Annotated in this window: 19 protein-coding genes and 1 pseudogene; 10 read left to right on the top strand and 10 right to left on the bottom strand. The window is 62.5% G+C overall.

Translation table 11 applies throughout. From position 1 onward, the window contains the following. Positions 1 to 120 precede the first annotated feature (120 nt). Complete coding sequence (locus K0H48_RS20445; protein WP_219268888.1) at positions 121 to 435, top strand: hypothetical protein; 315 nt, start codon at positions 121 to 123, stop codon at positions 433 to 435. Positions 436 to 603: 168 nt separating this feature from the next. Here the strand turns inward: K0H48_RS20445 and K0H48_RS20440 are convergent, their stop codons facing one another. Continuing rightward, a complete protein-coding gene (locus K0H48_RS20440; RefSeq protein ID WP_219268887.1) occupies positions 604 to 6,861 on the bottom strand; it encodes a non-ribosomal peptide synthetase in 6,258 nt (2,085 codons plus the stop codon). A 503-nt stretch (positions 6,862 to 7,364) separates the two neighbouring features. Here K0H48_RS20440 and K0H48_RS20435 point away from each other — a divergent pair. Further along, complete coding sequence (locus K0H48_RS20435; RefSeq protein ID WP_200434027.1) at positions 7,365 to 8,159, top strand: helix-turn-helix transcriptional regulator; 795 nt, start codon at positions 7,365 to 7,367, stop codon at positions 8,157 to 8,159. Then, positions 8,159 to 9,628, top strand: coding sequence for an efflux transporter outer membrane subunit (locus tag K0H48_RS20430; protein ID WP_219268886.1), 1,470 nt, complete (start codon positions 8,159 to 8,161; stop codon positions 9,626 to 9,628). The genes K0H48_RS20435 and K0H48_RS20430 overlap by 1 nt, the downstream gene beginning before the upstream one ends. Here the strand turns inward: K0H48_RS20430 and K0H48_RS30860 are convergent. From K0H48_RS30860 to K0H48_RS20405, 6 genes and pseudogenes are all read right to left on the bottom strand, one after another. Next, positions 9,555 to 9,719, bottom strand: a pseudogene (locus tag K0H48_RS30860) (helix-turn-helix domain-containing protein); the annotation flags it as partial. The gene K0H48_RS20430 and the pseudogene K0H48_RS30860 sit on opposite strands and share 74 nt — an antisense overlap. A gap of 293 nt (positions 9,720 to 10,012) precedes the next feature. Continuing rightward, entirely contained in the window at positions 10,013 to 10,906 is an 894-nt protein-coding gene (locus K0H48_RS20425; RefSeq protein ID WP_219268885.1) for a pyridoxamine 5'-phosphate oxidase family protein, read from the bottom strand. 76 nt (positions 10,907 to 10,982) lie between these two features. Next, a complete protein-coding gene (locus K0H48_RS20420; protein WP_219268884.1) occupies positions 10,983 to 11,870 on the bottom strand; it encodes a LysR family transcriptional regulator in 888 nt (295 codons plus the stop codon). Further along, positions 11,870 to 12,790, bottom strand: a complete 921-nt coding sequence (locus K0H48_RS20415) for a LysR family transcriptional regulator (protein WP_219268883.1) — start codon at positions 12,788 to 12,790, stop codon at positions 11,870 to 11,872. Before K0H48_RS20415 ends, K0H48_RS20420 begins: the two co-directional genes overlap by 1 nt. 18 nt (positions 12,791 to 12,808) lie before the next feature. Beyond that, positions 12,809 to 13,441 carry a glutathione S-transferase family protein gene (locus K0H48_RS20410; protein WP_219268882.1) on the bottom strand — a complete coding sequence of 211 codons (633 nt, stop codon included), beginning with the start codon at positions 13,439 to 13,441 and terminating at the stop codon, positions 12,809 to 12,811. 104 nt (positions 13,442 to 13,545) lie between these two features. Continuing rightward, a complete protein-coding gene (locus K0H48_RS20405) occupies positions 13,546 to 14,418 on the bottom strand; it encodes a LysR family transcriptional regulator (protein ID WP_219268881.1) in 873 nt (290 codons plus the stop codon). Between the two features lie 314 nt (positions 14,419 to 14,732). Here K0H48_RS20405 and K0H48_RS20400 point away from each other — a divergent pair, with 314 nt between their 5' ends. Together K0H48_RS20400 and K0H48_RS20395 are read left to right on the top strand one after the other, a co-directional pair. Then, on the top strand, positions 14,733 to 15,506 hold the full coding sequence (locus K0H48_RS20400; RefSeq protein ID WP_219268880.1) for a glucose 1-dehydrogenase: 774 nt from the start codon (positions 14,733 to 14,735) through the stop codon (positions 15,504 to 15,506). Positions 15,507 to 15,519: 13 nt separating this feature from the next. Beyond that, a complete protein-coding gene (locus K0H48_RS20395) occupies positions 15,520 to 16,566 on the top strand; it encodes an L-idonate 5-dehydrogenase (protein ID WP_219268879.1) in 1,047 nt (348 codons plus the stop codon). Between the two features lie 411 nt (positions 16,567 to 16,977). Here K0H48_RS20395 and fetB read toward each other — a convergent pair whose 3' ends face one another. Both fetB and K0H48_RS20385 read right to left on the bottom strand, forming a co-directional pair. Beyond that, positions 16,978 to 17,772 (bottom strand): iron export ABC transporter permease subunit FetB, encoded by a 795-nt coding sequence (gene fetB / locus K0H48_RS20390; RefSeq protein ID WP_219268878.1) that lies wholly within the window; start codon positions 17,770 to 17,772, stop codon positions 16,978 to 16,980. Then, positions 17,769 to 18,452: an ATP-binding cassette domain-containing protein gene (locus tag K0H48_RS20385; protein WP_219268922.1), complete on the bottom strand. Its 684-nt coding sequence runs from the start codon at positions 18,450 to 18,452 to the stop codon at positions 17,769 to 17,771. The genes fetB and K0H48_RS20385 overlap by 4 nt, the downstream gene beginning before the upstream one ends. 174 nt (positions 18,453 to 18,626) lie before the next feature. On the opposite strand from K0H48_RS20385, the gene K0H48_RS20380 reads away from it, so the two are divergent. Then, positions 18,627 to 19,832 carry a DUF1835 domain-containing protein gene (locus K0H48_RS20380; protein WP_219268877.1) on the top strand — a complete coding sequence of 402 codons (1,206 nt, stop codon included), beginning with the start codon at positions 18,627 to 18,629 and terminating at the stop codon, positions 19,830 to 19,832. A 7-nt stretch (positions 19,833 to 19,839) separates the two neighbouring features. Here K0H48_RS20380 and K0H48_RS20375 read toward each other — a convergent pair whose 3' ends face one another. Beyond that, positions 19,840 to 20,361: a chemotaxis protein CheY gene (locus tag K0H48_RS20375; protein ID WP_219268876.1), complete on the bottom strand. Its 522-nt coding sequence runs from the start codon at positions 20,359 to 20,361 to the stop codon at positions 19,840 to 19,842. A 194-nt stretch (positions 20,362 to 20,555) separates the two neighbouring features. On the opposite strand from K0H48_RS20375, the gene K0H48_RS20370 reads away from it, so the two are divergent. From K0H48_RS20370 to K0H48_RS20355, 4 genes are all read left to right on the top strand, one after another. Further along, positions 20,556 to 21,239 (top strand): molecular chaperone, encoded by a 684-nt coding sequence (locus tag K0H48_RS20370; RefSeq protein ID WP_257627046.1) that lies wholly within the window; start codon positions 20,556 to 20,558, stop codon positions 21,237 to 21,239. A 23-nt stretch (positions 21,240 to 21,262) separates the two neighbouring features. Next, entirely contained in the window at positions 21,263 to 22,243 is a 981-nt protein-coding gene (locus K0H48_RS20365) for a fimbrial protein (protein WP_219268874.1), read from the top strand. A 73-nt stretch (positions 22,244 to 22,316) separates the two neighbouring features. Then, entirely contained in the window at positions 22,317 to 25,115 is a 2,799-nt protein-coding gene (locus K0H48_RS20360) for an ATP-binding protein (RefSeq protein ID WP_219268873.1), read from the top strand. Further along, a complete protein-coding gene (locus tag K0H48_RS20355; RefSeq protein ID WP_219268872.1) occupies positions 25,102 to 26,295 on the top strand; it encodes an EAL domain-containing protein in 1,194 nt (397 codons plus the stop codon). The genes K0H48_RS20360 and K0H48_RS20355 overlap by 14 nt, the downstream gene beginning before the upstream one ends. The last annotated feature ends 66 nt before the right edge of the window (positions 26,296 to 26,361 follow it).

Below are 26,361 nucleotides of genomic sequence, written 5' to 3'. Positions count from 1 at the left end.
GTTTTATGGTGGCTGTGCGTAGGGCACCTTCGGGTGCGCCGGTTTTCCATGTGGCCGGTCGACTAACCTGCGTACAGCCGCCACTCTCGTTTAGTCGCGACGGGTGTCAGCTCCAACCATGTGGAGTTACATCATAAAAAAACTGTTCCAGATCCTCCTCGCAACACCACCAAAGACCGCGCCGCCTTCAATCGCGCCATCGACCATTACCTGCCCTCCAAAAGTGTTCAAATCGAAGACCTGAGCTTCGAAGATGCCCTGCTCTACACCGCCAGCTTGCTCGACAGCGCTTCAGCGACCGCGCTCAATTGCGGTGATCTGCTGGCCAGCCCCCAGCGGGCGAAGATTCTGGCGGTGTGGCATTTGCTGGAGGTAGCCAAGACCACGGTGGACCGCTCTATCGAGTGCCTGAATCCCGCCAAAACATCGCGCTGAATAAACACGATTAACCCTGTGGGAGCGGCGGTGCGATGATTCGACTTGCTCGCGAATGCGGTGGGTCAGTCAACTTATCTGTAACTGATGCACCGCTTTCGCGAGCAAGCCCGCTCCCACATTTGTCCGCATTTGGCCTTTTGAGATCGGTCCCACGCGTGTGCACGATCAGATCCGGCGGCGGCGGTTGAGCTGGGGAATGGCGGTTTGCGGCACTTCCACGCGCTGTACCTGGGCAGTGGTGCAGGCGGCCAATTGCGCCAACGTCGGCTGGCTGAACAGGGTGCGCGCATCCACCTCCAACCCAGCCTTGCGCATCCGCGCCACCAGGGTCACCGCCAGCAATGAATGCCCGCCCAGCTCGAAGAAGTGGTCGTGACGCCCTACCCGCGCAAGCTTCAACACGTCGGCCCAGATGCCCGCCATCAGGGTTTCCACCTCACCCACCGGTGGCTCATAGGCGCGACTCACCACCGCCTCCAAGCCGGGCTCCGGCAAAGCTTTGCGGTCGAGCTTGCCAGCCGGGTTAAGCGGCAGTTCATCAAGCTGCACAAAGGCCGCCGGCACCATGTATTCAGGCAACTGTTCCAGCACATACGCACGCAAGGCTTCCAGGCCTGGCGCTTGCCCACGCAAGGTAAAGTACGCCACCAAACGCTCATCACGAATCAGCACCGCCACGTCCCGCAGCGCCGGGTGCGCGGCCAGGCGTGACTCGATTTCGCCCAGCTCCAGGCGCACGCCCCGCAGCTTGACCTGGAAGTCATTGCGCCCCAGGAACTCAAGGTTGCCATCGGGCAAGTAACGCACCAGATCGCCGGTGCGGTACAGCCGATCTCCCGCCACAAACGGGCTGTCGATAAAGCGCTCGGCGGTCATCTGTTCCAGCCCCAGGTAACCCCGCGCAACGCCGACGCCACCGATGTGCAGTTGGCCGCTGACGCCCATGGGCACCGGCGTGTCATGCTCATCCAGCACATACAGGCGGGTGTTGTTGATCGCCCGACCAATCGGCAGTTGCACGGCCGGCACGGCGGCGCCGGGCTCCAGGGTCCAGGCGCTACTGTCCACCGTGGCTTCGGTGGGGCCGTAGACGTTATGCAAGCGCACATTGGGCAAGCGCGCCTGCACGCCTCGGGCCAGGGCTTCAGTGAGTTCGCCGCCGCCACACAGCAGATCGGTGAGGCTGGTACACAGCGCGGATTCTTCCAGCTCCAGGAACTGTTGCAACATCGCCGGCACAAACTTGATCACGCTGACCTGTTGCTCGCGAATCACCTGAGCCAGGTACGCAGGTTCACGGTGCCCATCCGGCCGTGCGAGCACCAGGCGCATGCCATTGGTCAGCGGCCAGAACAGTTCCCACACCGAGCCATCGAAGCTGAACGGCGCACGTTGCAACAAGGCGCCACCTTCGGCATTCGGGCACAGTTTGGAGCCCCAGTGCATCAGGTTGCTTAAGCCGCGATGCTCGATCATCACGCCTTTGGGCGTGCCGGTAGAGCCGGAGGTGTACATCACGTAGGCCAGGTTGGCGACGCTCAAGCCGGGTACCAACGGGTTACCGAAAGGCGCCTGGTTCCAGGCGCAGCGATCGAAGTCGATGACGGGAACCGACACCTCGCCGGGCAAGTCACGGGTGGCCGCATGCACCAATAACGCGACAGGCTGGCTGTCGTTGAGCATGTAGGCCAGGCGTTCGCGCGGGTAGCCAGGGTCCAGCGGCACATAGGCGCCACCCGCCTTGAGGATCGCCAACAAACCCACCACCAACTCCAGCCCGCGCTCGACGCACAGCGCCACACGCGAATCCGGCCGGACACCGCGCTCACGCAGGTAAAAGGCGAGCTGGTTGGCACGCTCGTTGAGTTCGCGGTAGGTCAATTGCTGCTCGCCAGCCTGCACCGCAATGGCGTTGGGGCTATGCCGCGCATGGGCTTCGAACAGAGCTTGGACGGTAAGGGTTTCGGGGTAGTCGGTGTGGGTCGCATTGAAGTCCAGCAACAACGTTTTCAGTTCATTGGCCGGCAGCACCTGTACCTCGCGCAGCGGTGTGGTCGGCGCCTGTTCAAGGGCCTCCGCCAGGCCATGCAACACCGTCTCGAGATAATCCAGCAACCGCTCGGCACCGACCTTGCGCGGTGCCTTGGCCGTGAGGCGAAAGCCGCTGGCGATGTCGTCGACCGTCAGCATCAGCGGGTAACTGAGGATGTCTTCGCTGCTGAGCAGGGCAATGCCCGGCACCAGGTTCAGGTCTCTGTCCGCCGCCGTGTGCCGGTAGTTGAGCAGGCTGTTGAACAGCGGCGAGGCACCGCTGCAACGCTGGGCCAGGGCCAGGGATGCCTGTTCATGGGCGACCAGGGCGCTCAGTTGCGCATGGGTGTCTGCCAGTGCAGCGACCACGCTTTGCCCGGCCAGGCGCACGCGCAGCGGCAAGGTGTTGATGAACATGCCCAAGGCTCGGTCAGCGCCCTCGCCGGCTTGCAAACGGCCCAGTAACACGGTGCCGAACACCACATCATCGCGGCCCGCGACCCGGCTGAGTACCTGGGCCCAGGCCAGGTGGAACAGGCTGGCGGCACTGACCCCAAGCGCTCGCGCCTGGGCGCGCAGGCGCAGGTTGAGGGCGTCTGCCAGGGGCCGTTCGGCCGCTTCGATTTCCGCGCGATTGGCTTGGCGTTCCTGCAAGCCGAACGCCAGGGTCGGCTCGTCGACGTCTGCCAGGCGTTCACGGAAGAACGCTTCATGGGCCGCCTGGCGCGCGGCCGAACGGGCCTGCGCGACCACGTTGCGGTAAGGCACCGGCGCCGGTAATTGCGCCTGCTGGCCCAGCAAGTGGGCGCGAATTTCATCCACCAGTACGGTGGTCGAGGTGGCGTCGTTAACCAGGTGATGGAAGCGCAACTTGGCGACCCAGCGCTGGTTGTGCGGCTCCTCGGCGTAATCCAGTGCCATCAACGGCGCCTGGCGCAGATCCAGCGGTGGGTGCTGATCGTGCAGCGGCGCGACGCGCAACTGCGCCTGGCGCCACACCACTTGCATCGGCTGTTCAAGTGCATCCCATACCAGGCTGGTGCGCAGGATATCGTGACGGTTGATCACCTGCTGCAACGCTTGGGCAAACGCGTCCAACTGTTCGCGACGGGCAAAACTGAACAGCGCATGTTGCTGGTAGGGGTCGCGCTCGTCCGTGAGGTGGTGGTACAGCAAGCCCTCCTGCAACGGCGCCAGCGGGTAGATTTCCTGCACGTTGGCCGCGCCTCCGGGGATGCCGGCGACGATACGATCCAGGCTCGGCTGGTCGAGTTCGGCGAGTGCGAGCATGTCCGGCGTGATATGGCTGCAACCGGGCGCAATACGATTGCCCGGCACCTGTACCTCACTGCCGCCACTGACCGCCGCCAACGCGGCGAGTGTCGGCTGGCCGAACAGCACCTGGACATCGGCATGCAAGCCGGCCTGGCGCATGCGCTGCACCAACTGCACCGCCAACAGCGAGTGGCCGCCCAGTTCGAAGAAATGGTCATGGCGCCCCACCTGCTGCACCTGCAGCAACTCGGCCCAGATCTGCGCCAGAAGGGTTTCCGCGCCTTCGTACGGTGCCTCGAACTGGCGCGTGACAAAGGCTTGCTGCGTGGGCGCGGGAAGCGCATTGCGGTCGAGCTTGCCGTTGGCGGTCAGCGGCATCGCGTGCAACTGCACATAGGCCGCCGGCAGCATGTAATCAGGCAGCGAGGCTTGCAGATGGGCACGCAACGCTTCGATTTCGACGCTGTGCCGGGCGACAAACCAAGCCAACAACTGGCCCTCGCGACACTGCACCACGGCTGCCTGGACCGCCGGATGGCTGGCCAGCGCGGACTCGATTTCCCCCAGTTCGATGCGCACGCCACGGATTTTCACCTGGTCGTCATTGCGGCCCAGGTACTCAAGGTTGCCGTCGGGCAGCCAGCGCACCAGATCACCGGTGCGGTACATCCGGCCCTGGTTGAACGGGTCATCCACAAAGCGCTCGGCACTCAGTTCAGGCTGGTTCAGGTAACCCCGCGCCACACCTTTGCCGCCGATGTACAGTTCCCCCGCCACGCCAATCGGCACCGGGCGCTGCTGTTCATCGAGCAAGTACACCGTGGCATTGTCGATCGGCGCGCCGATGTGCAGCGCATGGCCCGCCTCGACGCGCCCGGAGGTGGCGACCACGGTGGCTTCGGTTGGGCCGTAGTTGTTGATCACGTCGTAGGTTTGTGCGCGGCTGAAGCTGCGCAGGCGATCGCCGCCGATCAGCAGGGTGCGCAAGGTCGGGTGTTGCAGGCGCTGGCTGAAGGCGTACTCGGCCACCGGGGTCGGCAAAAAGCACACGTCCAACGGCTGCGCACGCCACCAGTTGAGCAGCGCGTCAATGTCCTGGGCATCGTCCTGTGCCGGCGGCAGGTGCAAGGTCGCGCCCACGCACAACGCCGGCCAGACTTCCCAGGCCATCGCGTCAAAACCGAAACCGGCGACGCTGGCCGTATGGCTGCCCGCGTGCAGGTTGAAGGCGCGGCAGTGCCAGTCCACCAGGTTCGACACGGTGTGGTGCTCGACCATCACGCCTTTGGGCAACCCGGTGGAGCCTGAGGTGTAGATCACATACGCCAGGTTCGACGGCGTGACCGCCACGGATGGGCTATCGCTGCGGCCATGGGTCGGCAGGTCCAAACGAATTATCGGCACGTCGAGCATCGGCAAGCGCGCCAGTAAGTCGTGCTGGGTCAGCACCGCCACCGGTGAACTGTCGTGCAGCAGGTAGTTCAGGCGCTCGGCCGGGTGAGCCGGGTCCACCGGCACGTAGCAGGCGCCAGCCTTGAGGATCGCCAGCAACCCGGCCACGGTGTCCAGCCCGCGCCGCGCCACAATCGCCACGCGGTCGTCCGGCTGCACGCCGTGTTCGAGCAGTTGGTGGGCCAGGGCATTGGCCTGTCGATCGAGCTGGGCGTAGGTCAATTGCCGGCCCTGATGCACCACCGCGATGGCGTCGGGCGTGCGCGCCGCTTGCGCCTCGATGCGCCGGTGCAAGGTGTGTGCGCTGGCAGGCGCTTGTGCGCTGGCATTCCACTGCTGCAACCGGGCCTGCTCGGCCGGCGTCACCAACACGAATTCAGCCAGCGTCAACGCGGTATTTGCCAACCCCTGTTCCAGCAGCCAGGTAAAGCGCTGCGCCAACCCCTGCACCTCGTCCTCGCGAAACCACGCCTCGTTGTACACGCAATGCAGGCAAGCGGTGTCCTGGTAACGGTTGCTGCGCAGGTGGAAGGCAATCGGCAGCAGCTCGTGGTGGTTGGAGACCTTGACCGCGCGGGCCTGGACCTGGCCGTAGCGCAGGTCGTGATCGTCCTGCTCAAAGGACACTGACAAGTCAAACAACTGGCCGCGATCGGTACGACGCAGGCCCAGCTCACGGTTCATCTCGCTCAGAGGAAAGCGCTGGTGGCGAAAATCCTGCTTGAGCTGGTCACGCACACCGCGCACCACGGCGCTGAACGGCAACTGCGCATCGAACTGGAAACGCACTGCACTGACCTGGGCGAACAAGCCCACGGTGGAACGAAAACGTGCGTTGGAACGGTTGAGGATCGGCAGCCCCACCACCCATTCATCACGCTGGCTGGTGCGGGTGAAATACACATACAGCGCCGCCAGCAATACGTGGAACGTCGAGGCCTGGTAACGGTTGGCGACCTGTTCCATGCGGTTGAGCAGCGCCACCGGAAACGGCTCCACCCAGGTGTTGCTCGGCGCCGGGGCATTGAGGCGCGGGGTCAGCAGCGGCTCGGGCAACACCTGGTATTTGTCCAGCCAATAGGCGCGGTCGCGGGCGTAACGGGCCGATTCCTGGTAACGCTGGTCGGTGTCGATAAAGTCGATATACGACGGTGCAAACGGCTCCGGTGGCTGGCCCTGTAAGAGATCGGTGTACAAGCGGGCCAGGGATTGCAGCAGCTGGCCAAAGCCCCAGCCATCGAGAATCAGGTGATGGGCCTGGATACCGAGGTGGTAGTGATCGTCATCGAGCTTGACCAAAAAAAACCGGAACAGCGGTTCGCCACTCAGCGCATAGGGCCGGGCCATTTGCGCGTGCATCAGCGCCTGGCTCGCGGCCTCTGGGTCTGCCAATGCGCAGAAGTCGTGCCGGTGTACCTGCACTGTCAGCGCAGCGTCGAAGGTCTGTCGAGGCAAGCCGTCGGTGTCGGTGTGCAACTGGATGCGCAAGGCATCGTGCTTGGCCACCAGCAACTCGACGGCGCGCTGGATCAGTTCCGGCACCAAGGGGCCGGCAAAATCCATATAGCCGCCAATGTTGTACAGCGGCGAGTCGCCCGCTCGCAGTTGGTCGAGCCAGATGTCCTGCTGGGCGGCAGTCAGGGGGAAGCTTGGGGAATGCTTCATAAGATCCTTCTCAATAGGAGTCAGGCACGGCCGCGCAAAGGCCCATTTCGCCAAAATTGCCGGATTTGAGCATGCAGCTCCGAGGGTGTCTGTCACCCGAAACCCGGACATCCAAATGGGTGGAAACGGGCTTGGCTGATGGTTGACTGCTGAAACGATTAAAGCGCTGTAGGAAATTGGCTACATCTGGCCGTAGTCAGGTTTTTAAAACGCGTTCGAATAATCTATTTTTATCTCAAATATCAGATAGTTAAAAACCGCTAATGTTTAGCAACGGCTTTTCGTAGGCGGAAAACCTTGTGTGAAACGTCGAATTAATGACGTGGTTTTTATGGCAGCTTGTGTCCCTCGTTTCCGCTACATACGTAGGATAAATCGCTATGGCTAAATAAAATCTCGGACGCCGATGACGTTAAAGAAGAGTCACGTTCAAGGAGTACGGGCGGCCCCACACAGACCCAGGGCACCCGTTGACGGTTTTCGACATCAAGGATGAGATGGCTATGAGTCTGACTTCTACTATTGGCGGCGCCCACAGCCCGCAGTTCTACGCCGAAATGGGTGAATTGATTTCAAACAGCGGCCAGGAAAATTTCGCCGCCAACATGCTGCATCTGGTGGACAAATGGGTGCCGATTCATTTGGTCGACCTGAGTGAATGGACCCTCGACGAACTGCGTGACAGCGCGGTCGATATCCAACTGCTGGGCAGCGCCGGGTTGAAAAAACACCTGCCGGCGCCCCAGCCCGTGCATGCATTGAATGACCACCCGCTGCTGCGCGAAATGCTGCGCATGCAAGACCCGTTGCTGATCCAGATGAAGGCCAAGGCCAACAGCGCACACCCGCGCGGCACCTCGCACCAATGCAACCTGGTGTCGCGCCAGGGCAACCGACGCTGCGTGATTTCGTTTTACCGCCCGCCGACCCAACAAGGCTTTTCCCTGGCAGAACTGTCGTTTCTCAAATGCTTGTCGGACACCCTGTTGCCGTTGCTGGAACGGCATGCGCAGATTCTGCGCCAGGCGCCGCACAGTCAGGCTGAGCCGGCCCACAACCAGTTGGAGCAGTCACACTTGCAGCGCGAGTTCTACAAGCGCTTGTCCCTCAGCGACATCACCCTGTCGGCGCGTGAGCAGGAGGTGTGCCTGGGCCTGCTGACCGGCGGCACCGTGCCGCAAATGGCGGAAAAACTCAGCGTTAAAAACAGCTCGATCGAAACCTACCTCAAGCGCGCCGCCGCCAAGCTGGGCGTGAGTGGGCGCCATGGCCTGGCCAAATGGATGGTTGGCGCCTGATGAAAAAATTCACCCTCACCACCGTTGGCATGGCCTGGATGCTCGGCAGCTGCTCGCTGATCCCCGAGTATCAGCGGCCCGCGGCGCCGGTGCCGACGCAGTACCCACAGGGCGGGGTCTACAGCCAGGCCCAGGCTGGCACTGTGGCGGTCAAGCCGGACTGGCAGCAGCTGTTCCACGACCCGGTGCTGCAACAGCTGATCGGCGCAGCGCTGGCCAATAACCGCGACCTGCGGGTAGCGGCGCTGAATGTGCAGGCGTTTCAGGCGCAGTACCGCATCCAGCGGGCGGACCTGTTTCCGGCGGTATCCGCCACGGGCGCCGGCAAACGTCAGAAGGTACCGGGCAATGTGACCGGCACCGGCAAGTCGGCGATTACTTCCAACTATTCGGCCACCCTGGGCCTGAGTGCGTATGAGCTGGACCTGTTCGGGCGCGTGCGCAGCCTCAGTGAGCAGGCGATGCTCACGTACCTGGGCACCGAAGAGGCGCGACGCAGCGCGCAACTGAGCCTGGTGGCCAACGTCGCCAACGCCTACCTGACCTGGCGCGCCGACCAGGAGCTGCTGACCCTGGCGCAGCAAACCCTGACCGCCAACGACCACAGCTGGCAGCTCACCAGCCGCAGCAAAACTGCAGGCAAGGCCTCGGCCCTGGACGTGGTGCAAGCCCGTACGGCGGTAGAAAGCACCCGCGCCAGCGTGGCCCGTTATGAGCGCCAGGTCGCCCAGGACGTCAACAGCCTCGCCCTGCTGGTGGGCGGCCCGGTGGATGAAAGCCTGCCGTCGCGCCCACTCGCCGACGACCTGGTGGCGCGTCTGCCCGCAGGTTTGCCCTCCGACCTGCTGCAACGGCGCCCGGATATCCTCCAGGCCGAATACCAGCTGCAAGCCGCTAACGCCAATATCGGCGCGGCGCGGGCGGCGTTTTTTCCGTCGGTGACGCTCACCGCCAACGCCGGCAGCACCAGCAAGGAGCTGTCGGGGCTGTTCAAGGGCGGCGCGGGCACCTGGACCTTCCAGCCGCAAATCAACCTGCCGATCTTCAACGCCGGCAGCCTGCGTGCCAGCCTCGACTACGCCAAACTGCAAAAAGACATTACGGTGGCGCAGTACGAAAAATCGATCCAGACGGCGTTTCAGGAAGTCGCCGACGGCCTCGCCGCCCGGCAGACCTTTAACGACCAGTTGGACGCGCAACGGGATTTCGTCGCGGCCAACCAGGCCTATTACGACCTGGCCCAGCACCGCTACCGCAGCGGTGTGGACAGCAACCTGACGTTCCTCGATGCGCAGCGTTCGTTATTCAGTTCGCAGCAGGCGTTGATTGTCGATCGGCTGGCGCAACTGGTGGCGGAGGTGAACCTGTACACGGCTCTGGGCGGCGCCTGGAATGTCAACCCAAGCCCGACTGCCGCAGCCGATACTCCCCGGGCGTCACCTGCGCATAACGAAGGAAAAACCGGCTGAAATACGCCGGGGCCTTGAACCCCAGCGGGTAGCAGATTTCATCCGCGCAGCTGCCGGTAAACAGCAGCAGGCGCGTGAGGCTCTCCAACACGGCGGCGCGCCCTGCCCTTTGTGCTCGTTCCCACGTTCTGCGTGGGAATGCATCCCGTGACGCTCCGCGTCACAGCTCACAAGGCTCACCAATGCGCAGACATCGGGACGCAGAGCGTCCGAGGCGGCGCGCCCTGCCTTTTGCGCGTTGATTTCGCTGACTGATCGTTCCCACGCTCTGCGTGGGAATGCATCCCGTGATGCTCCGCGTCACTGCTCACAAGGCTCACATATGCGCTGACATCGGGACGCAGAGCGTCCGGGGCGGCATTCCCACGCGGAGCGTGGGAACGATCAGTTCTGCCAGCGCAACGCCAATGCTGCCGGGCGGCGTATGACCTGCTCCACCGTCACCGTCCACAAGCGTTGTGCACCCTCGAAACGGGCGACCTCAGGCCCATCAAGCATCAGCGAAGTACGCCCGGCAACCTGCAACACATCGCCCGACTCAAAATCGATAAACAGCAAGCCCGCCACCGGGTTGAGCTGCAAATTGCCCAAGGTATTGAAGAACAGGTTGCCGGCAAAATCCGGGATGGTCAGTACGTTGCCTTCAACCCGCACAAACCCGGTGTTACCGCCTCTGTGGGAAACGTCTACCGAGCGTGCGCCGTCCACGTCGGCGTAGCTGGCGACAAAGAAGGTGTCGGCGTTGCGGATCAGCGTTTGGGCCGCAGCGTCCAGGCCGGTGAGGCGCTCGACCGTGGTGCCGGGTTTGCGGGCGATGCCGTCAACGGGCCGCAGCTGGATGTATTTGGGGCAGTTACCATAGGTGTGCACCACGTCGACCGAAAAGCCGTCGTGGTCCAGGCTGCCAAGGCGGCCGTTCATACGGTTGCGGCGTCGGGTATTGAGGTCAATGCCGAGCAGGCCCACGCTGGCGCCGGGGTGCAAGCCACCCAGAGCCGGGTCGTTCTTGGACGGCAAGCTGTCGACCTGCAAGGTGTGTGGGTCGGGTGAATGTGCAAACCCCGGCGCACCTTCAAGCATCGTTGCCCACGGAACCCCCTGGGCATCCACCACACCGAGCATCAGGTACGGCAACAGCGGGTAAAAGTCCCGATGCTGCTCCGGCAAGTGATCGCGAATCACCTTGAGACCGACCACGGCCATGCGCTCAGCCGCGCCAGCGCTTGCTTGCAGGTGCCGTTCGCCAGCGTGCCATGGGGATTGTTCGACGGGGTTCATGGTGAGCACCTCAGGTTGGATGTGCCCATGCTGCGCCCCGCCTGCCAAGGTGAGAATGCCCACACTGGGCAATCCACTATTTCACCGGCTGAAATGCCGGATGCTCACGCAGCACTGCCACACAGTGGTCGACAAAACTGCGCACGCGCATCGGCGCGTTGCGGCCCTCGCGGTACACCACATGCACCGGCAACGGCGGCGGTTCGAAGTCGGGCAACACACGGCGCAACTGGCCGTCCAGCAAGTGCTGGTGAACCGGGTAACTCAGGCAACGAATCACCCCTGCACCCTGCACCGCGGCATTGATTGCGCCTTGCACGGTGGCGCAGCTCAAGCGCGCGCGGGCCTTGAGCTGGCAGCCTTGAAAATCCCAGGCCACCGGGTCGGCACTGGCAATCAGGCGATGCTGTTTAAGCTCGTTCGGATATCGAGGTTCGCCATGGGCGGCAAGGTAACCGGGGCTGGCACACAGGATATGCCGCACCTGCCCCACCGGCCGGGCGATCAGCGATGAGCTGGGCAATTCGCCCACCAGGATCGCCACGTCCAGCCCCTCTTCGTGCAGGTTCGGGTAGTAGTCGTGGTAGCGCGCCACCAGACGCATGTCGGGATAGCTGTCCATGTAGCTGGCCAATACCGGCGCCATCACATAACGGCTGAACAGAAACGGCAAGAACACCTGCAAGTTGCCCTGGGCCTGCACGTGCAAGCCCTTGGCCGAAGCTTCGGCGGTATCGACGGCCGCCAGCAACCGCACGCAGTCGGCCATATACGCGCTGCCCGCCGCGGTCAGGCTCACGCCGCGTGTGCTGCGTTGCAACAACGGCAACCGCAGGCGGGCTTCCAGGCGTGCGACCGCGCGGATCAGGGTCGGCCCGGAGACGTGAGCGTGGCACGCCGCTGAAGCCAGGCTGGGCTGGTCAGCCAGCGCTGCAAACAGCTGCATGTCGCGATAACGTTCCATCAACCGCGCTGCTTCATCGCCGGGTTCAAGGCTGCGTCTTGCCCGAGGCGATGGGTGAGGAAATCCACAAAGGTGTGGACCTTGGCCGCTACACGACCGCTTTTCTGGAACACCACCTGGATCGGCAGCGGTGCTGGTTCAAAATCCTCCAGTACCATTTCCAACTCCCCCGCCGCCACCGCTGCAGCGACTTGGTAGGACAGCACACGCGTCATGCCCCAGCCCAGGCGCGCGAGGTTGATCGCCGCATTATTCGCCGTGACTACAAGACGCGGCTCGATGGGCACCGTCAATGGCTGCCCGGCGTCGACGAACGCCCATTCACTCACCAGTTGGCTGGATGATGACGTGACGATCTTGGCTTCACACAGTTGCTCAGGCCGCTGCGGACGGCCGTACTGGTCGAGGTAACCGGGCGATGCACACACCACGCGGCGCACTTCCCCGACCTTTATGGCCTGCTGCCCCGGCGCCTGCAGATGGCCGATGCGCACCGCCACATCGACGCCCTCGTCGGTCATGTTGACCACGCGGTCGACCAGCAAGGCGTTGATATTCACCAAGGGAAAGCGGTCCAGGTAATCCCCCAGCACCGGCGCCACATACAGCTCGCCGAACAGCACCGGCGCGGTGACTGTCAGGTGGCCGCCGGGGATGGAATAGCTGCCCGCCGCCGCTTCCTCGGCCTCATCCAGCTCGGCAAGGATGCGGCGGCAATCCTCCAGGTAACGCTGGCCGGCTTCGGTCAGGTGCAGGCTGCGGGTGGTGCGTGCCAGCAACTGCGTGCCGATACGCTGTTCCATGGCGGCAATCGCTCGGGTGACGCTGGGCGGCGAAGTTTTCAGGCGCCGCGCAGCCGCGGCAAAACCCTCCTCCTCGGCCACCGCCAGGAACACCTGCATCTCATGAAATCGATCCATCGGCACGCCTCTTGAACACTACTGTGATTGCAGACCCACGGCGCTGCGCGGCATGCCGACAAACCCTGGCAACGCCTCGATGCTGGCAAGCCAGGCACGCACATGAGGGTAGTCGGCCAGCGACACATTGCCTTCCGGCGCGTGGGCCACGTAGGTATAGAACGCTACATCGGCAATGCTCGGCTGCGCGCCGACCAAAAAGCGGCTTTGGCTCAGTTGCTCCTCCACCAGTTTAAGCAGCGCATGAGAACGGCTGATGGCCGTAACGGTATCGACCTCAGCACCAAACACCAACGCCAGCCGCGCAGCAGCGGGCCCGGCGTGCAGTTGGCCGGCAGCAGCCGACAGCCAGCGCTGTACGCGAGCCTGGCCGACAGGATCGGTCGGCAGCCACTGGCCGTGGCCATATTGGTTGGCGAGGTACAGCAGAATCGCGTTGGAGTCCGCCAGCACCGTGCCGTTGTCATCAATCACCGGCACCTGGCCGAAGCGGTTAAGGTTGGCAATAAAGTCCGGCGCTTTCTGCGCGCCTTGCTTGAGGTCGATCAGGATAAATTCACTGGGCAGGCCCAGCAGCGACAACATCAGTTCGACCCGATGGGAGTGGCCGGACAAGGGGAAACCATAAAGCTTGATCGCAGGCTGGGACATGAGAGGCTCCGAAGGTGGGGGGTTGACGCCACGCATACTCCACCGCTGCCCTGATCGATGGAATCACCAGGATTTACAATCCAGCATTTCACCCAATGAAACAATCACTCGCCAAACAATTCCACAATCAGGTTGAACAACGTGGTTTTCACCGCGCTGTCCAATTCGGTCCAGGCCAGCCCCGTGGTGGCCTGAAACCCACCCAATTGCAAAGGCCGCGACACGCAATTGACTGGCAGCGCCCGCGCCGCCTGTTGCGGCAACACGCCGATGCCCAACCCGGCGGAGACCAGCGCGAGCATGGTGGTGAACTCACCCAGTTCGCTGGCGATGTCCAAGGGCATGCCGACTGCCTGGATAAACTCATCGTAGAATCCCGGCGCGTAACGCCTGGCGAGGATATACACCGGCAACGTGAGCAGGTCGACGGGCTGGATGGATTCCAGGGCCGCCAAAGGGTGATCGATCGGCAGCGCCACGCAAAAACTCTCACGCAATACCGCACGGGTCTGCACGCCAGGATGGGCGGCCGGCAGGCGCATCAAGCCGAAATCCAGCTGGCCATTCTTTAACGCGGCGGCTTGGTCAGGACCGGGCATGTCCTTGAGTTCCAGTTCGATACGCGGGTAGCTCTGGTGCACGGCGCGGATAAGCTGCGGCAGCAATTGCGGCAATACCGAGGACACAAACCCCAGGCGCACCCGGCCGATTTCACCCCGGTTGGACGCCCGCGCCGCATCTGCCGCCCGCGCCGCTTGGTGCAAGGTGGCCTGGGCCTCAGGCAAGAACGCCCGCCCTGCTTCGGTCAGTGTCACTGAGTGGCGATTTCGATCCAGCAGCCGCACGCCCAGGCCGCTTTCCAGCAACTTGATCTGCATGCTCAACGCCGGCTGCACGATCGACAGCTGCGCCGCTGCCCGGCCGAAATGCAGTTCCTGGGCGAGCACCACAAAGGCGCGCAAGTGCTTCAACTCCATCAAATTCCCTCAGCTATAAAACGGTTATCACAAAACCTGATCACCCGATCACAAATGAAAATTGGACGCTTGACGGCGGCTGCGGTGAAGTAAGCGCAAGTCGTACACGATATGACAGGGTTTGGCGTATCACAATGAGAACAAGCAGGCACCCTGCTCGGCAGGGCTAGTCCCACGTATCTGCTGCTGGTCGCACTGGTCACGATTATCGGATAGATATTGTTGATCACCCATCTCAAGGCCCATTCCTTTGACGCCCAAGAGATCATCATGCTGCTGTCGTTGGTGGTGTGTAGCGTTTGGAGAGGTAGCCCATGCAAAGCGTTTTAGACAACTTCCGCCTCGATGGCCGGCTGGCGCTGGTCACCGGTTCCAGTGCCGGTATCGGCCTGGCGATTGCCCGCGGCCTGGCCCAGGCCGGGGCGCAGGTGGTGCTCAACGGACGCAACCGCAGCACCTTGCACGATGCGGCGGCGCTGTTGGCGGCCGAAGGGTTGGCGGTGCACACCCAGGTGTTTGATGTGACCGACAGCGCGGCGATCCAGGCCGCCGTGGCGGATATCGAAGCACGCCTCGGCCCACTGGAAATCCTGGTGAACAACGCCGGCATGCAGCGGCGTGGGCCGCTGGAAGACTACAGCGAGCAGCACTGGCGCGAGTTGATCAGCACTAATCTGGACAGTGCCTTTCTGGTTGGCCAGGCCGTGGCGCGGGCGATGATCCCGCGCAAGCGCGGGCGCATCATCAATATCTGCTCGGTGCAAAGTGAGCTGGGCCGCCCTGGCATTGCGCCGTATGCGGCCAGCAAGGGTGCGCTGAAGATGCTCACCAAGGGCATGGCCATCGATTGGGGCCCGCATGGGTTGACGGTCAATGGCATCGGCCCCGGGTATTTCAAGACCGAACTGAACGCCAACCTGGTGGCCAACCCCGAGTTCAGCGACTGGCTGGTGCAACGCACGCCGAGTCGTCGTTGGGGCGACGTGGCCGAACTGGCCGGTGCCGCCGTGTTCCTTGCCAGCGACGCTGCCAGCTTCGTCAACGGCCATATTCTGTACGTCGACGGCGGTATCACCGCGTCGCTGTAAACCGGAGAATTGTATGCACGCTATCGTCTGTCACGCCTCCAAAGACCTGCGGGTCGACCTCCAGGACGAACCGCAAACCCTCGCCCCCGATCAACTGCGCGTGCGCATTGCGCGTGGCGGTATCTGCGGTTCGGACCTGCATTACTACCAGCACGGCGGCTTCGGCACCGTGCGCTTGCGCGAACCGATGGTGCTCGGCCATGAGGTGTCGGCGGTGATCGACGCCGTGGGTGCGGATGCCGGGTTGCTCAAGGTTGGTCAGCGCATCAGCGTATCGCCGTCGCGCCCGTGCGGCGGTTGCCGCTACTGCCATCAAGGGCTGCCGAATCATTGCCTGAACATGCGCTTCTACGGCAGTGCGATGCCGTTCCCGCATATCCAGGGCGCGTTCCGCCAGAGCCTGGTGATCGAGACGCATCAGGCACATCGGCTGGCCGACCACGTGAGCCTGGCCGAAGGTGCGCTGGCCGAGCCGTTGTCGGTGGGTTTGCACGCGATTCAACGCGCTGGCGCGGTGTTCGGCAAACGCGTACTGGTGACCGGTTGTGGCCCGATCGGCAACTTGCTGATTGGCAGTCTGCGTGCTGCCGGGGCCGGTGAAATCGTCGCCGTGGACCTGTCTGCCAGCGCCCTCGCCTGCGCCGAAAAAATGGGCGCCACGCGCACCCACAACATTGCCGACGGCGCGGATGCACTTAAGCGCTACACCGCCGAAAAGGGCTATTTCGAGGTGATGTTCGAAGTCTCCGGCAGCGCCCAGGCTCTACGCAACGGCCTGGAATGCATCGCGCCACGGGGTGTGCTGGTGACGGTCGGGCTGGGCGGCGATGTGTCGTTGCCGCTGAACCTGCTGGTGAGCCGCGAGATCGATTTGCGCGGCACTTTCCGCTTCCACAGCGAGTTTGCCCAGGCGGTGGATTTGCTCAATCGCGGGATCATCGATGTGAAGCCGGTGATCTCCCACACTGTGCCGTTCGAGCAGGCGGTTCAGGCGTTCGAGTTGGCGGCAGACAAAACCCAGGCGATGAAGGTGGTGCTGGATTTTGGTGTGACTGACTGAGCTGGATTCGCCGTTGTGGCGGCCTTTGGCAGGGCGGGGTCCTGGAGCAACCTCCACCGCCCTGGTCTTACTCGCTCCCACAGTTGACCGCATGCAGTTTTGAATATGAGGTCGGCTGCGGATTTGCATGCACAGAAAAGCGGATCTGCGGTACATGCAGTGCGCTTTTGATCTAACCACTCAGATGTAGATCTTAGAACGCCCGGCGCGGGAGCTGAAGGCGACTGGACCGCTGGCGAGTGTCTGTCTACGCTCTCCAGCGAGTGGAGCAAGGAGTCGTTCCAGTCGCTTCACGTCATTCAAGGAGTTATGCCCATGAAAGGATCCCGCACACCCATAGCCTTTACCCTTGCCACTCTGGCGCTCACCGCCCACGCCGACCAGGGCACCGACACTGTCAACACCTGAGGCTCAGGCGCGCTCTTCAAGCCGATCGCGCAAGAACCGATGGCTGCTGGAAAACAACCGACGGTAGGTGAGGAGTACCGCACCTACCGTGCCCAAGGCCGAGGACGCGGCGATCAGAAACATGATCACGATTTGGTAACGCACCGCGTCCACCGGGCTTTCGCCGGCCAATACCTGGCCGGTCATCATGCCGGGCAGGCTGACGATGCCGACCACGGTCATCTGGTTCAGCGTCGGGATCATCCCGGCGCGCACAGCCTGGCGGATCGCCTCCTGGGCAGCCTCCCAACGTGAACCGCCGAGCGCCAGGATCATCTCGATGGTGTTGCGCCCCGAGGTCAGTTCCTGGGTCATGCGCTCAATGCCCAAGGACACGCCGGTGAGGGTATTGCCGAGGATCATGCCGAGGATCGGAATCGCATACTGCGGCTCGTACCACGGGTGGATGCGGATCACTGCGAACAACCCCACCGCGGTGACCAGCCACGAACTGCCCCACACCGACAGAATGCTGTCGACCCGTTGCCCACGGTATGTACGGCGCCCGCGCCCCGCTGCGGAGAGCCCGGCGATCAGGGTCATCGCACACATCAGCGGCAGCACCACATACCAGTAGGCGAACTCGAACACCCAGCCCAGCAGGTAACCGATGGCCAGCAATTGCACCACGGTACGCACGGCCGCCCACAGCAATTGGCGGCCAAGGCCCAGGCGCAGCAACAGCGACAGCGCGCCGTTGATGAGGATCAGCGAGGCGGCAATGCCCATGTCCACTGCCGTGAGGTTCTGATAGTTCATGGCTGGGCTGCTCCGCTCAGGACACCGGCGCTCATGTGCAGGTGGATGGCGCTCATGCGCCGGGCCTGGTCGAGGTCGTGGGATACCCAGATATAGGCGCGGGCGTTGTCGGCGGCATACCAGGCGCTGATCAATGCCTCGACATCGCGCGAGGACGTGGGGTCGAGGGCGGCCGTCGGCTCATCGAGCAACAGCACTTCGGGGTTCAGTTGCAAGGTGCGGATCAGTGACACCACCTGGGATTCACCACCGGACAGGTCGCCGGCATTTTTAGCCAAAAAGTCTGCGTTTTTACCGGCATGCTCCAACAGCCTGGTGACGGCCTGCAGGTCGAAGCTGCGCGTGCGCAGGGTCTTGAGGCTGAACGGGAAACGCAGGTTGTCCTCCACCGTGCCCTCAAGCAACGCCGGGCGCTGCGACAGGTAGCTGATGTGGCTGCGATAATGGGGAATCTGCGCATTCGCAATCGGCTGATTGTTCCACAGGATCTGCCCAGAGGTGGGCGCATCCAGCAGCGCCAGCGCGCGCAGGAACACGCTTTTACCGGAGCCGGAGGAGCCGGTGATGGACACGCGGTCGGTGCGGTTCAGGCTGAAATCCGTGGGTTGCAGCAACGCGACTTGGCGCCGCTCGTCCCTGCGCGTGAGGGCGCGGGTTTCAATCAATGCGGTGTCGGTCATCAACTCGGTACTCGGTTTAACGGCTTGCAATCCACTACTCCACTGCCTATATTTCGTGCCTGGCGCACTCCACGCCACCTTCCGCGGAAAGGGCTGCGCCCAGGAGCCTGACTGAATATCACATTTCTACGACTCCCAACCTGAAAGCGGAAAAGGTTTGTGCAAGGAGATCGTATGTCGCAACGCCTCTTATCCTCGACTACCGACGGCCGCCTCAACCTTGAGCAGCAGCGCAAGCGCGCCAAGGAACTGTTGCCACGCCTGAAAACCCTCGACCCGCACGCCACCTTGTCCCAAGCCCAATGGCAAGTTGCAAGACAGCTGGGTTTCAGCAGTTGGCCCAAGCTCAAGGCGCATGTCGACGCCATCGACTTCGCCGCCCGCCACCCGGACTTTGCTGCCAGCGATGAAGCCCGCACCACCCACTGGCGCTGCGGCAGTGATATTGCCCATAGCCTGCAACTGGCCGGCTTCAAGGGGCAGTTCCGCATGCTCACCGATCCGTTGTGCATGGGGCCGGTGCGCGATGTGCCCAGTGAAGATTTCCGCGCCATGCGCAGTGCCTTTATCAGCCAGGCCTTTGCCCTGGACGCTGCTGAAGTAACCCACCGCGTCGATGATGAATACAACCACCTGCTAGCCCTGGCCAGTACCGATCACAGTGTGCTGTGGTGCGAAGCGGACGCCTATGATCAGCTGTTTCTGGTCCGCGCGCTGGCCGGTCTTGAGCATGCGCCGAAAAAGCTGGAGCTGATTGAGGTCGACCGTATCCCGGGTGTCGAACGCTTTATCGGCATCGGCCAACTGGCGCCCGATGTCTTGGCGTGGTTGTGGCCCCAGCGCCGCTTGGTCGATGATGCAGCGGTGCAACTGGCACGACAGGCCTGGGCGGCTTACTGCGACAGCTCGCCGTTAAAGCTTGCGCAACTGGCCCACGGCAACCACCCCTCCCTGCCCCTTCTCGCCCCGGCGCTACTGCGTCAGCTACAGGAGTTACCGGGCGTTGAGGATGGCCTGTCACTGACTGAACGCTTGTCGCTGCGCTACATCGCCGAGGCCGGGCCGGTGCCTTTCGGCCGGGTGTTCGCCGAACTGATGGCCAAGCGTGAGCCACTGCCGTTCCTGGGCGACATGATGTTCCACGCGCTGTTGCGGCCATTGATCGACGGCCCGAACCCCTTGCTGATAGAAACCGCAACCGAGCGCGACTGGCCGCGCCGCGAACTGGCATTGACGCCACTGGCGCACCACGTGCTGGGCGGCGAGGCGTATTGGTTGGACCACGCCGGGCATGCGCGCTGGGTCGGTGGTGTGTGCCTCAAGCCTGGCCAGTCGCATTGGGCACTGGCCCACGACCGCCTGCCGGTCTGGCGCACCTGAGGCCGGATCAGCGCTTGGGCGATAACCCGACGGCGCACGCCATCACCGCCGGGTCGCCTTGATAAAGGCTACGCGCAGCCGTCGAGGGCGCCGTGGCCCGACTGTCGACGGCGCGCAACATCGGTCGTTCAACCGTCGGCAGGCTATGCTGGGGGTCGACAATCTCCATGCAGCGGCGCAGCGAGTTGAAATCCGGCGACTGTGACAACGACAGGTGCAGGGTCTGGCTCACCGACACCGACACCACCGAGCTTTGCGCACATTGCCCGTCATAGATCAGCGTATGGCGAATCAATGGGTTGTCATGGCAGTACTTCAACAGGTTGACCTGCCGCGAACGCACCAGCGCGGTGTTGATGATCAACAGGTCGAACGCCACGCAACCGGCGCGCGTCAACGCCTGCAGCTCGTCGAACGAGCTCAGGGGGGCGATGCGGTGGTAGCCCAGCTGGTTGAGCATTTTCTCCAGCTTGATCCGCTGCAACAGGTCTGCATCGGCAATCAGAAGGCGTAAGGCTTTATTGGACATAGGGTAAACCTGACAGTTGGGCATCAGCGTCGATCATTCAACGTTGAACACGGTAACTGTCGGGGCTCGAACATGACTTTAAGGCGATTCTGAAACGGTCACTGTGCGTTTTTAAGAATCGCCTCAAAGCCCTCGCACTCACCCGCCCCTACCATGGCTGCGTTCCCACACGTTGCCATGGAATTTTAGTGTTCATGTTTTTACTCAGAATGATGCTGCTGGTCGGCGGGCTGCTGGTGCTCGCGCCACCGCCGGCCAGCGCGGCGCTGAAGATCGAAGGCACACGCCTGATCTATTACGGCCAGGACAAGGCCGCCGGCATCAGCGTGGTCAACCCGGCCTCACAGCAAGTGGTGGTGCAAACCTGGATCACCAGCGAGGACGAATCAGCCGACAGCCCCGTACCGTTTGCTGCCACCGAGCCGTTGGTGCAACTGGGCGCCGGCGAGCATCACATGCTGCGCATTTTGTATGCCGGTGAAGGCTTGCCCGCCGATCGCGAATCGCTGTTCTGGCTCAATATCATGGAGATTCCGCTCAAATCCACCGACCCCAACAGCGTGCAGTTTGCGATACGCCAACGGCTCAAGCTGTTCTATCGGCCACCTGCGCTCAAGGGTGGCTCGGCCGAGGCGCTGCAGCAGTTGGTGTGGAGCAGCGATGGGCGCAGTGTCAGCGTTTACAACCCCAGTGCGTTTCACCTGTCACTGGTCAACCTGCAAACCGACAGCCTGGCACTCAGTGATTATCTGTTGCTCAAGCCCCACGCGCGCAAAACCCTCAATGCGTCCAGCCCTGTGCCCAAAGGCACCACCCTCCATTTCACCGAAATCACCGATATCGGTTTGCAAGCCCGTCATAGCACGGCGCTCAACTGATAGATCGCGGGGTACTTGCACCAATGTCACTGATCAAACGTTTATTGCCGATGCTGGTATGGGCTTGCGCGGTGCTGCCCGCCACCAGCTATGCGCTGGCCTGCCGTGAAGACGGCACCGGTTCGATTATCACCCAGGAGGCGCTGGGCACCGCGCTGGCGGTTGCCGCCGATGCGCCCAACGGCACGATTATCTGGGAGTCCGGGCCACGCTCGACCAATGTGATCTGCGCGGACGACTACAAAGTTGGCCGCGAGGAAGTGTACTTCTACGTCAACCCGGCCAGCGTGAGTATCGGCACCGGGATCCGCGTGGGCATTCGTTATAACAACCAGCCGATTACCCAAAGCACCGGCAAGGTCGGCACCGGATTTTTCTCCGACCGAGGCTGCACCTCCAACTGCATCGGCTGGGACAAGGCACGATTTACCCTCAATTTCAGCGTGTTCATCGAGAAGTTCGACCCCACACCTCCCAGCGGCCAGGCCAGCACCTTGACCTCCTACCGCGTGTTCCAGCTGGACGGCGTACGCGGGCTCAACTCGCGGCCCAACAGTAACTTCAACTACGTGGTCACGGGGATGAACAACATCCGCTTCGTGCCCTGCAGCCCCGAACTGACCATCAGCCCCAGCGTGGTCAACTTCCCCACGCCGTCGCGCAAGGCGTCAATCGGTGAAGTCGCCAGCAGTGCGAATTTCAGCTTGAACCTGCGTAAAGGCTGCGACACGCCGTATACCGTCAGCGCCAGCTTCGCCACCACACCGGGCGGTGGCAGCGTGATCAATGGCTTGCTGGTGCCGGACAACAACAGCTCGGTGGGCATCGCTTTGTCACGCGCCGAAAGCCAGCAGCAGTTGCCCTTCAACAACTGGTTCACCCTGCAAGAACTGATGGGAATGGGCCAGAGTCACGATGAGTTTCGCGCCGACCTCAAGTGGCGCACCTTGCCGATCCCGGGCGCGTTCGACGCGGCCGTGGTGGTGGATATGTATTACAAGTAAGCACTTGATCAAGCGGGCCATTTTTAAGGATCGTCTTATGCCAGGCACGAAGGCGTACGCTTAAAGTCTGCCGATGCGATTGAAAAGTTACCTGCTCCAGATCAACCCCGTCCTCTCCCGACCCGAAGCAGCCAGAAGGCTGCTTCGTATTTTTGCGAGCGTGCTGCTCGTGGGCATCTTGAGTGGGGTTTATACCTTTCTGCTGTCGACCTTCAACAACGATATCTCCCAGCGCCGCGGCTACATGAGCAGCGCCATCGCCGAAGCCCATACCTTTTTCACCAACCGCGAAGCGCTGCTGGAAAGCCTGAGCCTGTCGGCGGTGCGCAAGCAGTCCAGGCTCTACCCCTCTTCCGAGGAAGAACAACACCTGGAACTGGGCAACACACCCGGCAACCAGTGGAGCATCTGGCTGACCGCACGCATGCGCGACTACCTCAAGGCCAAGCAGCTCAACCTGTTGTATGTGAATGCCGGCCCCAGCCCGCAGGTGACACGGCTGTACGACGCCACCGCGCAGGTACTGCCGATTTCCAAGTGCATGCTCAACCGCCTCAAGGCCCTGCAGCACAGCGACCCGGCCACGCTCAGCGAGTTGTGGCTGAGCGACAACACCGAAGGCCATTCGCACCTGTACATCTTCAGCCGCCTCGACGAGCGCGACCCTGAATCCGGCTGGCTGGGCCTGGAGATGGAAAGCCGTGAAGTGTCTTCAACCCTCAGCGACCAGAGTGCCGGTGAGTTCATGATGCTCAATTCCCAGGGCATGCTGGTGTTCACCAACAGCACCGACACGCAGCTCAAACAGCAACACCTGCGGCCCGGCGAGGAAAGCTTTTTTGGCTTTGTCGGCAACGGCTTGCTGCCTGACCACCTGGTGATCCGCAAGCACTTGAAGTCTTCGGAATGGCAATTGATGTATTCCATCGACCTGCGTGCGGTGGTCAATGGCCTGTGGAAACAGCTGCTCGGCTCGTTGTTGTTCTGCCTGTTCAGCCTCACGCTGATCTGGCTGGTGATGCGCCGTGTCGACCAGCGTTTCATTATTCCGTCGATTCATCGCATTCAGGCATTGATCGAAAGCGAAGCCTTTGGCCGCGATGTGATCCAGATCGCGCCCGTGGCCCTTTGCGTGCTGCGCCGCACCGACGGCCAGGTGGTGCTGGAAAATACTCTGGCCCAGCAATGGCTCGGCAACGGGCCGGAGCGTGAGGCGCTGCAGGCCGGCTGGATCGAGCAAGCGTTCGCCCAAGGCCCGTGCGAACGCAGTGATTACTTTGAAACCAGCGATGGCCGCCACCTGTACCTGAGCAGTGCGCCCACCCGCTACAAAGGCGAGGACGTGCTGTTTTGCGCATTCAGCGATATCAGTGCGCGCAAGCAGGTCGAAGCGGCGCTGGAAGAAGCACGCCAGTCGGCGGACGCGGCCAACGCCGCCAAGACCTTGTTCCTGGCGACCATGAGCCATGAAATCCGTACGCCGCTGTATGGCGTGCTCGGCACCCTCGAACTGCTGGCGCGCACGCAACTGGATGCCCAGCAAAGGGACTACCTGCACGCCATCGAAGGTTCGTCGTCGACCTTGTTGCAGTTGATCTGCGATGTGCTCGATGTGTCGAAGATCGAAGCCGGGCAATTGGCGTTGGAAATGAGCGAGTTTTCACCGTTGGATCTGGTCCACGAAATCATTCAGGGCTATGCCGCAGCCGCCCAGGGCAAAGGCTTGCAGCTGTATGCCTGCTTCGACCCGAAGCTGCCCGAACGGCTGATCGGCGATGTGACGCGCATTCGCCAGATACTGAATAACCTGCTCAATAATGCGGTGAAGTTCACCGACTACGGACGCGTGGTGCTGCGGGTCAAGGTGCTGGGTCGCGACGGCGAACGCTCCAGCCTGTTGTGGCAGGTCTCGGACACCGGCAAAGGCATCGCCCAGGAAGACCAGGCGATGATTTTCGAGCCGTTCTACCAGAGTGAAGGCAACACCAATGTGGTGGCCGGCACCGGCCTGGGCCTGCCGATCTGTCAGCGCCTGACCGAGTTGATGAACGGCAACATCCGCATGGTCAGCGAACTGGGCCTGGGCAGCAGCTTCAGCCTGATCCTGCCGCTGGAAGAGGCGCCGACCACGCCGATGACCGCGCTGCTGGCCGAGACCATCTACGTGGCGTCGCCGATCCCGGAGCTGGCCAACTCCGTCAGCGGCTGGCTGCGCCGCTGGGGCGCCAGGGCGCAGGCCGGGCTGCCGACGTTGGCGGACACGCATCTGCTGCTGCAAGTACACCCCGGCAGCGTCGACCCGCTGCTGGTGCCGGAATGGCCGGGGCCGGTGATTCACGTGAGCAGCAATGCCTGCACCAGCGTGGAAGCCGAAGGCGGTGCCTGGCACGTCAACCTCAACCACCTGGGGGCGATTCATCAGGCCGTGAGCCAGGCGCAAGGGCTGTGGGTGGCCCGTGCCGATGAGCAAACGCGCCAGCGTGACCTGAACAAACTCAACCTGCACCTGCTGGTGGCCGAGGACAACATCATCAACCAGCTGATTCTGCGTGACCAACTCGAAGAACTCGGCTGCACCGTGGAGCTGGCGGCCGATGGTCAGGAAGCGTTGCAGCTGTACACCGCCGGTAACTTCGACGTGGTGTTGACGGACGTGAACATGCCCCACATCAACGGCTATGAACTGGCACGCGAACTGCGCCGCCAAGGCTGCCCGTTGCCGATTATCGGGGCCACCGCCAACGCCATGCGCGGCGAGGCCGACCTGTGCCTGGCCGCCGGCATGAACCATTGCCTGGTCAAACCCTTTGCGTTGCGGGCTCTATTCAACTCCCTGGCGCCTTATGCACGGATCACCCATGAAGCCCCTTAGTATTTTGATTGTTGAGGACCATCCCCTGCAGCACATCTACCTGCAGCACTTGCTCAGTGAGTTGGGGGATTTCAGGCTGGAAACCGCCGAGGACGGCAAAGAAGCGCTGGAGCGTCTGCGCCAGCGCGATTTCGACCTGGTACTGACCGACCTGCTGATGCCTGGCATGGACGGCGTGCAATTTATCCAGTGCCTGGCCAACCTGCGCAGCAAGCCGGCACTGGCGATCATGAGTGCGGCATCGCGGCGCATGCTGATGGCCGCCAGCCTGGTGGCGAAAAACCTCGATGTGGAAGTGATCGGGCTGATCTCCAAGCCGGTGAACGCCGATGCACTACGCAATCTGGTCGATCAACTGAGGAACACGGTGCGCAAGCCCTCCCCCGAGCTGCCCGAGCACATGGACATCGACCGCCATACGCTGGTGCAGGCCATGAGCAGCGGCCAGTTGCAGGCCTGGTTCCAACCGAAAAAATCCCTCGCCAACGGGCGTATCGTCGCCGCCGAAGCCCTGGTGCGCTGGATGCACCCCGAGCAAGGCGTGATGCTGCCGGCCGCGTTCCTGCCGGCGATCAAGGCCTTCGAGCTGGAAGAACGGCTGTTGTGGCTGGTGCTCAAACAGGCGATTCACGCCCAGGAACAGTGGCGCCAGCGCGGCTATGAAATCCCGGTGGCGATCAACTTGCCCACCCACCTGCTCAACAGCCATGACCTGGCGGACCGCTTGCTGGAGTTTGTGCTGCACCACGACGGCATCCCGGGAATGATCTGCTTCGAGTTGATGGAATGCTCGGTGCCGCAAGACATCAGCAACTTCTACGCCGGTGCCTGCCGCTTGCGCATCAAAGGCTTCGGCTTGTCCCAGGATGATTTCGGCAAGGGCTACAGCTCGTACCTCAACCTTGTGTCTACGCCGTTTACCGAACTGAAGATCGACCAGGCGCTGGTGCAGGGCAGCCACGACAACGAAGGCATCGCCCAGGCGTTGGCGAGCATCATCGCGCTGGGCCGCAAGCTCGGGCTCACGGTGGTCGCAGAAGGCGTGGAAACGCCTGCGCAATTGGCGCTGTTGCGCAAAATAGACTGCAATCAGGTGCAGGGCTTCCTGATCTCCCATGCGGTGTCTTCAGACCAATTTCAGCAACTACTGAACAATGATGGCCCCGCGACATCTCACTAGCTGGAGGCCCCGGATTATTTGCCCTTTCTAAAGAGTAAGCTGCATCCAGTGCCGATTTGTCCTGCG

The organism is Pseudomonas sp. Xaverov 259 (assembly GCF_019352915.1).
In the GTDB taxonomy this organism is placed as follows: domain Bacteria; phylum Pseudomonadota; class Gammaproteobacteria; order Pseudomonadales; family Pseudomonadaceae; genus Aquipseudomonas.
Note: the sequence above shows the minus strand (reverse complement) of the source record. Positions and strands in the feature narration are given on the sequence as shown.

Bases quoted from the DNA above. Each gene is read 5' to 3' on its own strand.
- K0H48_RS20440 (WP_219268887.1), bottom strand. From the start codon at position 6,861: ATGAAGCATTCCCCAAGCTTCCCCCTGACTGCCGCCCAGCAGGACATC.
- K0H48_RS20435 (WP_200434027.1), top strand. From the start codon at position 7,365: ATGAGTCTGACTTCTACTATTGGCGGCGCCCACAGCCCGCAGTTCTAC.
- K0H48_RS20430 (WP_219268886.1), top strand. From the start codon at position 8,159: ATGAAAAAATTCACCCTCACCACCGTTGGCATGGCCTGGATGCTCGGC.
- K0H48_RS20425 (WP_219268885.1), bottom strand. From the start codon at position 10,906: ATGAACCCCGTCGAACAATCCCCATGGCACGCTGGCGAACGGCACCTG.
- K0H48_RS20420 (WP_219268884.1), bottom strand. From the start codon at position 11,870: ATGGAACGTTATCGCGACATGCAGCTGTTTGCAGCGCTGGCTGACCAG.
- K0H48_RS20415 (WP_219268883.1), bottom strand. From the start codon at position 12,790: ATGGATCGATTTCATGAGATGCAGGTGTTCCTGGCGGTGGCCGAGGAG.
- K0H48_RS20410 (WP_219268882.1), bottom strand. From the start codon at position 13,441: ATGTCCCAGCCTGCGATCAAGCTTTATGGTTTCCCCTTGTCCGGCCAC.
- K0H48_RS20405 (WP_219268881.1), bottom strand. From the start codon at position 14,418: ATGGAGTTGAAGCACTTGCGCGCCTTTGTGGTGCTCGCCCAGGAACTG.
- K0H48_RS20400 (WP_219268880.1), top strand. From the start codon at position 14,733: ATGCAAAGCGTTTTAGACAACTTCCGCCTCGATGGCCGGCTGGCGCTG.
- K0H48_RS20395 (WP_219268879.1), top strand. From the start codon at position 15,520: ATGCACGCTATCGTCTGTCACGCCTCCAAAGACCTGCGGGTCGACCTC.
- fetB (WP_219268878.1), bottom strand. From the start codon at position 17,772: ATGAACTATCAGAACCTCACGGCAGTGGACATGGGCATTGCCGCCTCG.
- K0H48_RS20385 (WP_219268922.1), bottom strand. From the start codon at position 18,452: ATGACCGACACCGCATTGATTGAAACCCGCGCCCTCACGCGCAGGGAC.
- K0H48_RS20380 (WP_219268877.1), top strand. From the start codon at position 18,627: ATGTCGCAACGCCTCTTATCCTCGACTACCGACGGCCGCCTCAACCTT.
- K0H48_RS20375 (WP_219268876.1), bottom strand. From the start codon at position 20,361: ATGTCCAATAAAGCCTTACGCCTTCTGATTGCCGATGCAGACCTGTTG.
- K0H48_RS20370 (WP_257627046.1), top strand. From the start codon at position 20,556: ATGTTTTTACTCAGAATGATGCTGCTGGTCGGCGGGCTGCTGGTGCTC.
- K0H48_RS20365 (WP_219268874.1), top strand. From the start codon at position 21,263: ATGTCACTGATCAAACGTTTATTGCCGATGCTGGTATGGGCTTGCGCG.
- K0H48_RS20360 (WP_219268873.1), top strand. From the start codon at position 22,317: ATGCGATTGAAAAGTTACCTGCTCCAGATCAACCCCGTCCTCTCCCGA.
- K0H48_RS20355 (WP_219268872.1), top strand. From the start codon at position 25,102: ATGAAGCCCCTTAGTATTTTGATTGTTGAGGACCATCCCCTGCAGCAC.